The organism is Micromonospora sagamiensis (genome assembly GCF_014680085.1).
Lineage (GTDB): Bacteria > Actinomycetota > Actinomycetes > Mycobacteriales > Micromonosporaceae > Micromonospora > Micromonospora inyonensis.
This window is the reverse complement of record NZ_AP023438.1, coordinates 6,598,933-6,611,652: the sequence shown is the minus strand read 5'-3', so window position 1 is coordinate 6,611,652 and position 12,720 is coordinate 6,598,933. Positions and strand designations below refer to the sequence as shown.

Genomic DNA, 12,720 nt, shown 5'->3' with positions numbered 1-12,720 from the left:
CTCACCGAGGAGCGTCCCTACCCGTGCGCTCCGGCGCCCCGATCGGTTCCGGTCGGGGCGCCGTTCGCGGGTTCAGCTGGCCGGGTCGAAGAGTCCGTCGAGGGGCGTCGCCGGCATCTCGGTGCCGTTGAGCAGCACCCGGGCTGGTGCGTCGGCTCCGGCCACCGGGGCGAGGGCCAGCCCGGTGACCCGCAGCGGCCCGTCGGTGGTGACCCGCAGGGTGTCGCCGTCGCGGACCGCCTCGACGACCGTGTCGCCGTCGACGTCGTGCACCACCGTGCGGCTGTCCACGCCACCCCAGCTGACCAGCGTGACGTCGGTGAACGGGCCGTCGGCGATCCGGTCGGCCGGGGGCGCGACCGGCACCAGCGCGCCGTGCCGGACGAACAGCGGGGTCCGCTCCAGCGGCACGTCGACGCGGAGGTGCCGCCCGCCGGGGTGGACCTCGCCGGTGTGCGCGTCGACCCACCGGTCGCCGTCCGGCAGGTAGACGGTGCGCCGGCCGGTCGGGTCGAGCATCGGGGCGACCAGCAGGTCCCGGCCGAGCCGGTACTCCAGGTCGCGGGTCCACGCGGTCGGGTCGTCCGGGGTGTCCACCAGCAGGGCCCGCATCATCGGCGCGCCGGTGCGGGCCGCCTCGGTCGCGGCCGAGTAGAGGTACGGCAGGAACCGGTAGCGCAGCCGCAGCGCCGCCACGGCGTCCCGCTCGGTCTCGGCCGGGAAGTCCCAGGGCAGCCGGCTGGTGGTGCCGTGCAGCCGGACCAGGGGCGAGAACGCCCCGAACTGGGTCCAGCGCACGTACAGGTCGGGTTCCGGGGTGCCGTGGAAGCCGCCGGTGTCGTGGCTCCAGAACGGGATTCCGGAGAGCCCGTGCGACAGGCCGCCGCGCAGCGTGCTGGCCAGCGCCGGCCAGGTGGCGTTGACGTCGCCGCTCCACTGGGCGGCGTGCCGCTGGCCGCCGAGGTAGGACGAGCGGGCCCAGACGGTGTCGTGCCCGGCCACCTCCCGGGTCACGGTGGAGACCGCGTCGTTGAACAGCAACGCGTACACGTTGTGCAGTTCCACGCCGGTCATCCCGTTGGCGGCGACCGCGTCGGCCGGTACCCCCTCGGCGAAGTCGGTCTTGAACACCGCCGCGCCCTGCTCCAGCAGCGGACGCAGCAGCCCGGTGAACCAGTCGGTCGCCTCCGGGTTGGTGAAGTCGACGATCGCGCTGGCCGCGTGGCTGCCGTGCCAGACGTCGGCCACGTAGGTGCCCCCGTCGGGACGGGCCAGGAAGTAGCCGGCCCCGGCCGCCTCCGGGTAGAGGGGGCTGTCGGCGGAGACGTACGGGTTGATCCAGAGGCAGACCCGGAAGCCCTGCTCGGCGAGGGTGGCCATCATGCCGGCCGGGTCGGGGAACTGGTCGGTGTCCCACTGGAGGTCCGACCATCGGCCGTCGACCTGCCAGTAGCAGTCCAGGTGCAGCACGTCGCAGGGGATGCCCCGCTCGCGGATCCGGCGTGCCCGCTCCAGCACCCGCTCCTGGCTGTCCGGGTAGAAACCGGACGAGATCCAGGCCCCGAACGCCCACTTCGGCGGCAGGTACGGCCGCCCGGTGAGCCGGTCGAACCGGTCGAGGACCTCGGTCGGCGTCGGCCCGGCCAGGACGTAGTAGTCGAGCACGTCGTCCGGGACGAGGATCTGGACGCTGCTGTGGGTGGACTGGCAGACGTCGAACTCCACCGGCAGGCCGCTGTCGACCAGTACCCCGTAGCCCCGGTTGGACAGGTAGAACGGCACACACTTGTGGGACCGGTCCGACTCGCTGCCGAAGGCGTCGAAGTTCCACATGAGCGCGCGCTGCCCCCGCTTGTCCAGCGGGGTGAACTTCTCCCCGAAGCCGACGAAGCGCTCGTCGCCGGGGGCCACGAAGCTCTCGTGGTACGCCACCGGCCGACCGTCCGAGCCGGAGCGGCCGAACGGCAGCGTGCGCCGCCGGCCGGAGATGTCCAGGGTGCCGCCGTCCTGGTCGAGCAGCACCCGGCCGTCGGGGGCGAGGAAGCGCAGGTGCCAGGGGTCGAGGTGGATCTCGGCGACGATCGCCCCGGCGTCGACCCGGACGGTGCCGGCGTCGGCGGTCACCCGGGCGGGCCGGGGCTCGGGGGTGACCAGCGGCAGGATCCGCGCGGAGCGGCTGCGGGCCTCGGGGTCCGCAGCGAGACGGACGCGGATCGCCCCGTCGCCCGCGGACTCGATCCGGACGACCAGGGAGCCGCCGTCGGAGGTGCCGCTCTTCAGGGTCACCCCGTGGTCGTCGGTCTCCACCAGCTCGGCCCGGTTGACCACGGCGGGGCCGTCGTCACCGGCGCGGCGGACCGGCAGGTCGGGCGGGTCGGCCACGAAGGTCTCGAACGGAACCAGCGGCGGACGGTACGGCATGGACGTCTCCTCGGGGGTCGGCAACCCCTCTAGTTTCTTTGGATGTCCAACAAAGTGTCAACGAGATGCGGCGCTTGTCGTAGGCGTGATGGCGTTGACATGGGTGTTCGGCGGTCATAATTTAGCTGGAGGCTAAACAAAAGTTGCGGGAGTGTGCATGGTGGTGGACGGTCGGCTCTGCTACGGCGGCGACTACAACCCGGAGCAGTGGCCGACAGAGGTCTGGAAGCAGGACGTCGAGCTGATGCGGGCGGCCCGGGTCACCCTGGTCACCGTCGGCGTCTTCGCCTGGTCCCGCCTCGAACCCGCCCCCGGCCGGTACACCTTCGACTGGCTCGACCGGGTGCTCGACCTGCTGCACGCCGGTGGCATCCGGGTTGCCCTGGCCACCCCCACCGCGTCACCCCCGCCCTGGTTCTCCCTGGCCCACCCGGACGCGCTGCCGGTCACCGCCGACGGGATCCGGCTGCACCACGGCAGCCGGGACACCTACTGCGCCGCCGCGCCGGCCTACCGCGCCGCCGCCCGCCGGATCACCGGCCTGCTCGCCGAGCGGTACGCCGACCATCCGGCGCTCGCCCTCTGGCACGTGCACAACGAGTACGGCACCACCTGCCACTGCCGCCACGCCGAGGTCGGCTTCCAACGCTGGCTGCGGCACCGCTACGGCGATCTCGACGCGCTCAACGACGCCTGGACCACCAGTTTCTGGAGCCAGCACTACTCCGACTGGGCGCAGGTGAGCACCCCCCGGGCCACCCGGTACCTACCCAACCCGGGCCAGGTGCTCGACTTCCGTCGCTACTGGTCCGACGAACTGCTCGCCGCGTACGCCGAGCAGCGGGACCTGCTCCGCGCGGCGACCCCGGCGGTGCCCGTCACCACCAACTACGTGCTCGGCGACTGGGTGCCGGTCGACCACGCCCGCTGGGCAGCCGAGGTCGACCTGGTCGCGATCGACCACTACCCCTCCGCCGCCGGCCCCGCCGCCGAGGAGCAGATCGCGCTCGCCGCCGACCTGGCCCGCGGCTGGGCCCGGCACGGCGCCCGGCACCACGCCCGCGCCACCGACGCGGACCTGCCCGGGGCCCGTGGCTCCTGGCTGCTGATGGAGAGCGCCCCCAACCTGATCTACACCCCCGGTCGGATGCACACCCGGGAGCCCGGCCGGATGACCCGGCACAGCCTGGCCTACGTGGCCCGGGGTTCCCGGGGGGCGATGTTCTTCCAGTGGCGCGCACCGCGTGGCGGCGCGGAACTCTTCCACTCCGCCCTGGTGCCGCACGCCGGACCGGAGAGCCGGATCTTCCGGGAGGCCGTCGAACTCGGCGGGATGCTGGACCGGATCGCCGAGGTCGACGCCGGCACCGTCGAGGCCCCGGTGGCGATCGCCTGGGACGCGGCCAGCGGCTGGGCGTTGCAGCAGCGTGCCCTGCCGTCGGACGGACTCGACCACCACGCCGAGGTGGCGGCCGCGCACCGGGCTCTCTGGCGGGCCGGATACGGCTGCGACCCGGTGCTCCCCGGCGACCCGCTGACCGGGTACGCCCTGCTCGTCCTGCCCGCCCTCTACCTCGCCGCCGAGACCACCGCCGCCTGGGTCCGCGACTACGTCCGGGGCGGCGGGCACGTGGTGGTCGGCTACCTCAGCGGGGTCGCCGACGAGTACGCCCGGATCCGGCTCGGCGGCTACCCCGGCGCGTACCGCGACGTGCTCGGCGTCCGGGTGGAGGAGTTCCACCCGCTCGCCGACGGCGAGGAGATCCCGCTGACCGGCGGCGGCACCGGACGGATCTGGTCCGAGACCGTCCGGCTCGCCGGGGCGGAACCGGTCGACGCGTACGCCGCCGGGGTGCTCGCCGGGCAACCGGCCGTCACCCGCCACCGGTACGGCGAGGGCCTCGCCTGGTACGTCTCCACCCGGCCCGACGGGCCCACCTACCAGCGGCTGCTCGGCGACGCGGCCCGGGCCGCCGGTGCCGCGCCGACCTGCCCGGACGCACCGCCCGGCGTCGAGGCGGTCCGCCGCCGGGGTCCACGGGCGAGCTGGCTCTTCCTGCTCAACCACACCGACGAGCCCCAGCGCGTGCCGACCGCCGGGACCGATCTGCTCACCGGCGCGGTGGTGCAGGAGGCGCTGGTCCTGCCCGCCGGAGGCGTCGCGGTGGTCCGGGAGCACACCGGTGCCTGACCCGACCGCGGCCCGACCGGGCCCCCGGATCCGCTTCCACCGTCCCGCCACGAGTTGGATGGACGCGTTGCCGCTCGGTAACGGCCGGCTCGGCGCGATGGTGCACGCCGGCCGCACGCGGGACCGGATCGCGCTCAACGTCGACACCCTCTGGTCCGGTGGACCCCGCTCGCACGGCGTACCCGACGGCCCCGCCACCCTCGCCGAGGTCCGCCGCCTCCTGCTCGACGAGGGCGATCCGGCCGCCGCCGGCACCGCCTCGCATCGGTTGCAGGGCCCGAACAGCCAGGCGTACCAGCCCCTCGGCGACCTGCTGGTCGACCTGGCCGCCCCGGCCGACGGGGACTGCCGGCGGGAGCTGGACCTGACCCGGGCGGTGGCCACCGCGCGCACCGGCGCGGGTCCGGTGCGCACCGCGTTCTGCTCCGCCCCGGACGACGTCCTGGTGCTCCGGCTGCGTGGCGACGACCCGTTCGACGTCACCGTCGGCCTGCGCCACCCGCACGCCGAGGGCTGGACCCTCCACCCCGACCCGGTGACCCTCGCCGCCGGGGGGCGCGTCCCCGCCCACGTCCCCCCGCCGCACCCGGACCGCAGCGAACCGGTGGTCTACCGGCCGGGCGAGGGCATGTGCTTCGGGTACGCGGTGCGGGTGCTGGCCGGGGCGGGCACGGTGACCGCGGACGGCGGCTCGCTGCGGATCACCGGCACCCGGGAGGCGACGCTGCTGGTGGCGGCGGAGACGGCGTACCGGGGCTGGGACCGGGTGCCGCACGACGACCGGCGACGGCTGCTCGACGCGGTCCGCGCGACCCTGGACGCGGCCGCCGCCGTCGGCCCGTACCGCCTCGCCGCCCGGCACGAGGCCGACCACCGGGCGCTCTTCGGCCGGGTCCAGCTCGACCTGCCGGGCGACCCGGCCCTGGACGCCGTGCCCACCGACGACCGCCTCGCCCGGGTCCGGGCCGGGCAACCCGATCCGGGCCTGGCCGCGACGCTCTTCGCCTACGGCCGTTACCTGCTCATCGCCGCGTCGCGACCGGGCAGCCAGCCGGCCACCCTCCAGGGCGTCTGGTGCGAGGACGTGCAACCGGCCTGGAGCAGCAACCACACCACCAACATCAACGTGCAGATGACCTACTGGGCGGCGGAGACGACCAACCTCCCCGAGTGTCATCAGCCCCTGCTGGACATGCTCGACGAGCTGGCCGTCTCCGGGACGCGTACCGCCCGGTCGCTCTACGACTGCGCCGGCTGGACCGCCCACCACAACGTCGACCTGTGGCGGACGAGCTGGCCGGTGGGGGAGGGCCGGGACGACCCGATGTGGGCGATGTGGCCGATGGGCGGGGTGTGGCTCACCCGGCACCTGGTCGACCACGCCGCGTTCGCCGGGGACGACGACGTCCTGGCCCGCCGGGCCTGGCCACTGCTGCGCGGTCTGGCCGCGTTCTTTCTCGACTACCTCGTCCCGGACCGGACCGGCCGGCTGGTGAGCGCTCCGTCGACCTCGCCGGAGAACACCTACCGGGACCCCTCCGGCCGGGAGGTCTCGCTCGACGTGATGGCCACCATGGACGTCTGGCTGCTGCGCGACCTGTTCCGCGCCACTCTCGCCGCCGCCGACCGCGCCGGCCACGCCGACGACGACCTGATCCGGCGCGTGCGCGCCGTCCGGGAGCGGCTGCCCGCACCGCTGGTGGCCCCGGACGGGCGGCTGTGCGAGTGGTCCGCACCGGTGCCCGAGGCCGATCCCGGACACCGGCACCTGTCCCACCTCTACGGTCTCTACCCCGGGACCGCCGTGGACCCGGTCGACACCCCGGTGTGGGCGGCGGCGGCCCGCCGCTCCCTGCGCGCCCGACTGGACGCCGGCGGCGGCAGCACCGGCTGGAGCCGGGCCTGGACGATCGGCCTGTGGGCCCGGCTCGGTGACGGCGCCGCCGCCGCCGAGGGCCTGCGCGAGCTGTTCACCCACCACACCGCCCCGAACCTGCTCAACCTGCAACCGCCGGCGACCTTCCAGATCGACGGCACCCTCGGCGTCACCGCCGCCATCGCCGAACTGCTGGTGCAGAGCCACAACGGTCGCCTGCGACTGTTGCCCGCACTGCCACCGGACTGGCCCGACGGGGCGGTTCGTGGGCTGCGCGCCCGGGGCCCGGTGCTGGTCGACCTGACCTGGCGGGCGGGGCGGCTCACCTCGGCCACCGTGACCGCCGCCCACGACCGCACGCTCGTGCTGACCCTCCCACCCGGCGTCCCCGGCCCACCGCGCGTACACGTGCGTGCGCACATCCCGACCACCCTGACCTTCCCGCACTGACCCGGGTACGCCGCCACGCACCGGGTCACCGCTTCGTCGGATCCCGGACCGAAGGCTGCGGTGCGGCGGTCGGAGCGACCAGCATGGACCGGCACGGGTGTCGACCGTCGCCGGCGGGTGGCGACCGTGCCCGACGGCAGGGCACGATGCCGGGTGGAAAGAGGGAGGCACATCGTGACGGACGTCATCGTCGTCGGCGGCGGCATCATCGGGTTGACCACGGCCGTCCGGTTGCAGGAGCGGGGCGCGCGGGTCACCGTACTCACCGCCCACGCGCCGGAGCAGCTGGTCTCGACGGTCGCGGCGGCGGTCTGGTATCCCACCCACACCGATCCCGATCCGCGCGTGCTGGCCTGGGCGACCACCACCTACCAGGAGTTCCGCCGGCAGGCCGCCGACGGGGTGCCCGGTGTGCTCCTGCGTCGTACCCGGATGTTCCAGCGTCAGGCCGCCGACGAACTGCCCTGGTGGGCGGTGGCGGCCGGCGAGGTGCAGGCGGTCGGCGCGCCCGCGCCGTATCACCGTGAGCTGCGTTTCGTGGCGCCGTTGGCGGAGATGGCCACGTACCTCGACTGGCTGCGGGACCGGGTGGTCGGCGGCGGCGGCCAGGTGGTGCGGCGGCGGGTGGAACGGCTCGACGACCTCTTCGCCGAGGCGCCGGTCGTGGTCAACGCCACGGGCCTGGCCGCTGGCGCGCTCTGCGGCGACCCGACGGTGTTTCCGGCGCGCGGCCAGGTCGTGCTGGTCGCCAACCCCGGCCTGGACGTGTCGTTCCGCGACGAGGAGAACCCGGACGGCACCACCTACGTGCATCCGCGCAGCCGGGACGTGGTGCTCGGCGGCACCTACGAGTCCGGCCGGGCCGATCTGGAGCCCGACCCGGAGGTGCGGGCCGGAATCCTCGGCCGGGCGGTGGCACTGGTACCCGAACTCGCCGCCGCGCCGGTCGTCGGGGAACGGGTCGGTCTGCGTCCGGCCCGCCAGGGTGGCCCCCGGGTCGAGGCGGAACGCCGTGCCGGGGGACTGCTGGTGCACGCCTACGGCCACGCTGGGGCGGGGATGACCCTGTCCTGGGGCAGCGCCGACGAGGTCTGCGCGCTGGTGCACGCCGGACGGTAGAGCGGCACGGGCGTCCTCAGCCCGGGAAGAGGCGTACCGGCAGGGTCCGGTGTCCGTTGGAGATGAAGGAGCCGTCGGGCGTGGCGCGGGTGTGGTGCCGGGCCGGAGCCGTCGACGGGGTCAGCGGTCCGGGCTGTCGGCGGGGGCCATCACCCGCAGCGCGTTGGCGGCCAGACCGAGCCGGATCGGGGTCCGGCCGTACAGTTCCCCGTCGACCTCGACCCGCGCCGGGCGGTCGGTCTCCAGCCACAGTTCACGGACCGCGAGGAACGGCTCGTCGCCGAGCGTGCGGCGATGCCCGGTGGCCGCGTTGCGCGCGGTGTCGCGCAGCAGGCCACGCCGGGTCGGCCCGCCCACCGGGTACGCGACCAGCAGCCGGTCGTCGGCGTCGGCGTCGGCGGTGATCCGCCGCCCGGCGTGGAACCCGCCGTTGGCCACGTACAGCTGGTGGGTGACGAACTCGTGGTCCACCCCGGCGGCCCGGACGGTGGTCCGCATCGGTCGGTGCCGGGCGAGCAACGCCAACGCGGTCAGCGGGTACGCCAGTCGGCCGGTGATCCGCTTCAACCGGGGCGGGGTGCGGAGCATGATGTCGGCGGAGAGTCCGATCCCGACGTGGTTGGCGAACGGCACGTCCCCGGCCAGGCCGAGGTCGACGTCGATGACCTTGCCGTCGGTGAGGACCGTGACGGCGCCGTCGAGGTCGAGTGGTACGCCGACCGTCCGGGCGAAGTTGTTGGTGGTGCCGAGCGGCAGCAGGCCGAGGGCCATGTCCCGGTGGGCGAGCAGCCGCGCGGCGGCGCTGAGCGTGCCGTCCCCGCCGCCGGCCACGAGCAGGTCCGGTGCCAGGGCGGCGGCGGTGGTGAGGGCCTCCTCGAGCTGGCCGGGGCGGTCGACCGGATACGTGCCGAGCAGGTCGAAACCGGCCGCCCGCAGTCGCGACCGCGTGTGGTCGTAGCGGCGGCGACCCCGCCGGGACCGGGCGTTGACGACCAGTACGGCGCGGCGGTCCCGCCGGATGGCCTCACCCAGTTCCTGCTTGCTCCGCATGGGAACCGACCCTATCGCCCGCCCGCCTAATCGACGTGGTCGGTGCCGCACGGTCGTCCGGGGCCGAGGGCTGGCGGAACCACCGGAATCATGAATCGGTAAGACCGAGATCTGGTTCCGGTGTCCGACCGTCGCGGCGTCTCGCGCACCGACTCAGTGCCACTCCCAATCGTTGCGGTAGGAGGTGGCCTGCGCCGTGAATACCTGCATCGTGACTTCCTTTCGCGTTCTGACGTCATCGACGTTAGTCCACGCGAGGAAGAGTGTCTGCACCACTGTGAACTGTTGACCGGTTCCGGCCACCGGTCGCCGATTCCAGCTCCTCGAGAGCGCGCCGGATGGTGCCCTCCAGCAGCGTCGGGCGCGGCTGCCGGCAGAGCACGAGGGCGGTGTGCAGGGTGGCGCGGGCGCGTTCTGCCTGGCCAAGGCCCTGGTAGCAGAGGCTGAGCCCGTGCAGGGCCTGTCCTTCGCCGGTGAGGTCGCCGAGTTGTCGGCTAGCCGACAGTACCCGGGAGAACAGCGGTTCGGCTTCGGTGAACCGCTCCTGGCGTACCCGGAGCATTCCCTGCCAGAACAGCACCTGCGCTTCCAGCCTTGTCGATCCACCAAGTCGGCACATGTCCAGGGCCTGGCCGAAATAGTGGTCGGCCGTCGAATGATCCTGCTGATTCAGATGTATTTGTCCGATACCTCGGAGTGCGAGCGCGGCGGAACTCCAGTCCCGCGCATCGACCAATTCCGGTAGTACCTCCTTGTACCGGACGAGCGCCTCCCGTTCGTGACCCTTGATACGGCTCAACGACGCGGCAAAGGCATTCACGAGCGCACGTCCGTGCAGGCTGCCCGTGGTGGCGAAGATCTCCAGCGACCGGGCGATGTACTCCTCCGCCCGGCTGAACTCGCGGCGGTCGGTGCTGTGCATGGCGAGGCGGTAGAGCATCGTCGCCTCGCCGAGCCGGTCGCCGGCCGTACGCGCCGCGTCGAGCGCCAGGACGAGCAGGTCGTGCCACTCGGTGAAGTAGCGCCGCATCTGGAACAGCGGCGAGGTGATGTTGACCAGTTCCCAGCACGCCGCCGCGTGTCCCTCCTCGGCGGCCCGCCGGGCGACGACGGCCAGCGCGGCCCGTTCCCCCTCGAACCAGGTGACCGGTTCCTCGGCGGGACGGATCCGCTGGGCGTCGTCGACCGCGTACCGCTCGACGGAGACGCGGACCGTCTGGTACGGCCCACCGTGTATCGCCCGGTAGGCGCCGTCCGCCATGGACAGCCACGCGCCGAACACCCGGGTGCGCGCCGCCGCCAGCTCGCGGCGGTCGTCCTCGGCGTCGGCCCGCTCGCGCGCGAAGAGGCGTACGAGGTGGTGCAGGCGGAACCGGGAGCCGCTCGCCGGATCGGCCTCGGCGACGTCCACCAGTTGTCCGTCGAACAGCTCCTCCAGCAGCGTCTCGCCCCGCGTGGCGCTGACGTCCAGCAGTGCCGCCGCGATCCAGGAGTCGGTGTAGGCCAGGTCGACGTGACCGGTCAGGCGCAGCAGCCGCTGCGCGGCCGGGGAGAGCCCGGCGTAGCTGATCGCCAGGCTCGCCCGCACGTCCAGCTCGTGGTAGCTGAACTGGTCGAGCCGTCCGCTCTCGTCGCGCAGCATCCCGCTCAGCTTCGCCACGCTCCAGTGCGGCTTGGCCGCGAGCCGGGCACCGAGCACGCGCAGTGCCAGCGGGAGGAATCCGCACTGGCGGCATAGCTCGGCCGCGGCCTCCGGCTCGGCCCGCAGCCGGGCGGTGCCGGCTACGTGCCCCAGCAGCTCCACCGCCTGCCCCGGTTCGAAGATCTCCAGCCGTAGCGCGGGTGCGCCGAAGGTCGAGCCGAGGTGGGTACGACCGTTGATGATGACCGCGCACCGGCGTCCGGCCGGCACGAGCGGGGCGATCTGGTCGTCGGAGGCCGCGTTGTCGAGCACCACCAGCACCCGGCGCTCGGCGAGCAGGTCGCGGTAGAGTTCGGCCCGCTCCTCGATGGTCTCCGGCACCGCCGCGCCGTCGACGCCGAGCGCCCGCAGGAAGCGGCCGAGCACCTCGGACGGGTCGATCGGTGTGCGGTGGTCGGGCCCGCGCAGGTTGGCGTACATCTGCCCGTCCGGGAAGTCCGCCTGGAGGGTGTGCGCGACGTGCACCGACAGGGCCGTCTTGCCCACCCCGCCGGGGCCGATCACGGCCACCACCGCCACCCCGGTGCGGGTCGGCGCGGTGAGCAACCGGCGGATCCGGTCGATCTCGGCCGTACGCCCGGTGAAATCGCTCACGTCCGGCGGCAGCAGCCGGGGTACGCCGCCACGGAAGGCCACCCCCGACTGGTCGGCGACGCCTGCCGGCAGGACCTCGTCCGGAGGCTCGACCGGCTCGCCCTCACCCTCGCGCAGGATGGACAGGTGCAGCCGCTGGACGTCCGGCTGCGGGTCGACCCCGAACTCGTCGGCCAGCCAGCGGCGCCACTCGTCGTAGTAGCTGAGTGCCTCCGCGCTGCGGCCGACCCGGGTCAGGGCGAGCATGAGCTGGCCGACGAGCCGCTCCCGGGCGGGATTGACCCGGGCGGTCGCAAGGAGTTCGTCCACGATCCGCTGCTGGTTTCCGAGCCCCAGTTCCAGGTCGAACAGTTCCTCGGTGGCGGTCAGGCGCGCGGACTCCAGCCCCTGGCAGAGGGTCGCGCAGAGGGCGTTGGGCACGTCCCCGCCCAGCACCGGCCCGCGCCACAGGTCCAGCGCCCGCCGCAGGGTCCCGATGGCGGTCGTGCCGTCCCGTTCGGCGCGGGAGGCCCGGACCAGGGTGAGGAAGTGCTGCGCGTCGATCGCCTCGGGCGCGGACTCCAGCAGGTAACCGCTGCTACGGGTGCGCAGGCGCACCGCCGCGTCGACGGGTCCGTTGAGGACGGCACGCAGCTCGCTGACCCGGGTCTGCACGACGGCCCGCGCCTGGCGGGGCGGCGAGTCGCCCCAGAGCAGGTCGATCAGCTGACTGGCCGAGACCAGTTCGTTGGCGCGGAGCGCGAGGATGCCGAGGATCAGACGCTGCTGACGCCGGGCGAGCCGCACCGGGGCGCCGGCGTGCCACACCTCCACCGGCCCCAGTATGCGAACTTCCACGACACACCCCCCACGTTGGAGTTTCCGCGACGATACTCCTCGCGACGGCGTCCCCGCCCTACGTGTCGGGTAGCCGCGCAGTGGGGACCGCTTCCAGCCGGCGTTCGTGAGGTTCGATGGAAGCGGGCGGGAAGCGTTTGGGAAGACCGGCCTTGCGACACTGTGCGCGCCGGCCCCGACGCGCCGGTCCACTGTGATGTCAGGAGGAACGACCCATGCCCGTCCACGACGGACTCGCCACCGCCCCGCCCGCTGGCGATTCCCTGCCCACCCTCGAGGTCAGCAAGCTGGACCGGGACATCCTGCGTCAACTGGCCGCGGGCCATACCGACGAGGCGACGGCGGTGCGGCTGAACGTGAGCCCGCGCACGGTCCGTCGCCGGGTGGCCCTGATCGGCGAGCAGTTGGGGGTGCAGGGCCGGTTCGGCCTCGGCGTCGCCGCCGCCCAGCTCGGACTCGTGTCGGTCCGTCGGCGCTGAC

7 protein-coding genes are annotated in these 12,720 nt (G+C 73.8%); 4 read left to right on the top strand and 3 right to left on the bottom strand.

The window, feature by feature from the left end; genetic code table 11:
• Nucleotides 1–72: 72 nt before the first annotated feature.
• Entirely contained in the window at nucleotides 73–2,421 is a 2,349-nt protein-coding gene (locus tag IGA62_RS28355) for a TIM-barrel domain-containing protein (RefSeq protein ID WP_145817700.1), read from the bottom strand.
• Nucleotides 2,422–2,578: 157 nt separating this feature from the next.
• Here IGA62_RS28355 and IGA62_RS28350 point away from each other — a divergent pair, with 157 nt between their 5' ends.
• The 3 genes from IGA62_RS28350 (at nucleotide 2,579) to IGA62_RS28340 (ending at nucleotide 8,057) form a co-directional block, all read left to right on the top strand.
• Nucleotides 2,579–4,612 carry a beta-galactosidase gene (locus IGA62_RS28350; protein ID WP_145817702.1) on the top strand — a complete coding sequence of 678 codons (2,034 nt, stop codon included), beginning with the start codon at nucleotides 2,579–2,581 and terminating at the stop codon, nucleotides 4,610–4,612.
• On the top strand, nucleotides 4,605–6,938 hold the full coding sequence (locus tag IGA62_RS28345; protein WP_145817704.1) for a glycoside hydrolase family 95 protein: 2,334 nt from the start codon (nucleotides 4,605–4,607) through the stop codon (nucleotides 6,936–6,938). The genes IGA62_RS28350 and IGA62_RS28345 overlap by 8 nt, the downstream gene beginning before the upstream one ends.
• Before the next feature lie 174 nt (nucleotides 6,939–7,112).
• Nucleotides 7,113–8,057: an FAD-dependent oxidoreductase gene (locus IGA62_RS28340; RefSeq protein WP_145817706.1), complete on the top strand. Its 945-nt coding sequence runs from the start codon at nucleotides 7,113–7,115 to the stop codon at nucleotides 8,055–8,057.
• Nucleotides 8,058–8,177: 120 nt separating this feature from the next.
• On the opposite strand, the gene IGA62_RS28335 is transcribed toward IGA62_RS28340, so the two are convergent.
• Together IGA62_RS28335 and IGA62_RS28330 are read right to left on the bottom strand one after the other, a co-directional pair.
• The gene (locus IGA62_RS28335) at nucleotides 8,178–9,107 is read right to left on the bottom strand and encodes a diacylglycerol/lipid kinase family protein (RefSeq protein ID WP_145817708.1); all 930 of its coding nucleotides are present in this window, start codon (nucleotides 9,105–9,107) and stop codon (nucleotides 8,178–8,180) included.
• A 244-nt stretch (nucleotides 9,108–9,351) separates the two neighbouring features.
• On the bottom strand, nucleotides 9,352–12,216 hold the full coding sequence (locus IGA62_RS28330; protein ID WP_145817710.1) for an AfsR/SARP family transcriptional regulator: 2,865 nt from the start codon (nucleotides 12,214–12,216) through the stop codon (nucleotides 9,352–9,354).
• Nucleotides 12,217–12,455: 239 nt separating this feature from the next.
• Here IGA62_RS28330 and IGA62_RS28325 point away from each other — a divergent pair, with 239 nt between their 5' ends.
• A complete protein-coding gene (locus IGA62_RS28325; protein ID WP_145817712.1) occupies nucleotides 12,456–12,719 on the top strand; it encodes a LuxR C-terminal-related transcriptional regulator in 264 nt (87 codons plus the stop codon).
• Nucleotide 12,720: the final 1 nt, after the last annotated feature.

Excerpts from the sequence above, each read along its gene's own strand:
- IGA62_RS28335 (WP_145817708.1), bottom strand. The coding sequence starts at position 9,107 with ATGCGGAGCAAGCAGGAACTGGGTGAGGCCATCCGGCGGGACCGCCGC.
- IGA62_RS28325 (WP_145817712.1), top strand. The coding sequence starts at position 12,456 with ATGCCCGTCCACGACGGACTCGCCACCGCCCCGCCCGCTGGCGATTCC.
- IGA62_RS28355 (WP_145817700.1), bottom strand. The coding sequence starts at position 2,421 with ATGCCGTACCGTCCGCCGCTGGTTCCGTTCGAGACCTTCGTGGCCGAC.
- IGA62_RS28350 (WP_145817702.1), top strand. The coding sequence starts at position 2,579 with ATGGTGGTGGACGGTCGGCTCTGCTACGGCGGCGACTACAACCCGGAG.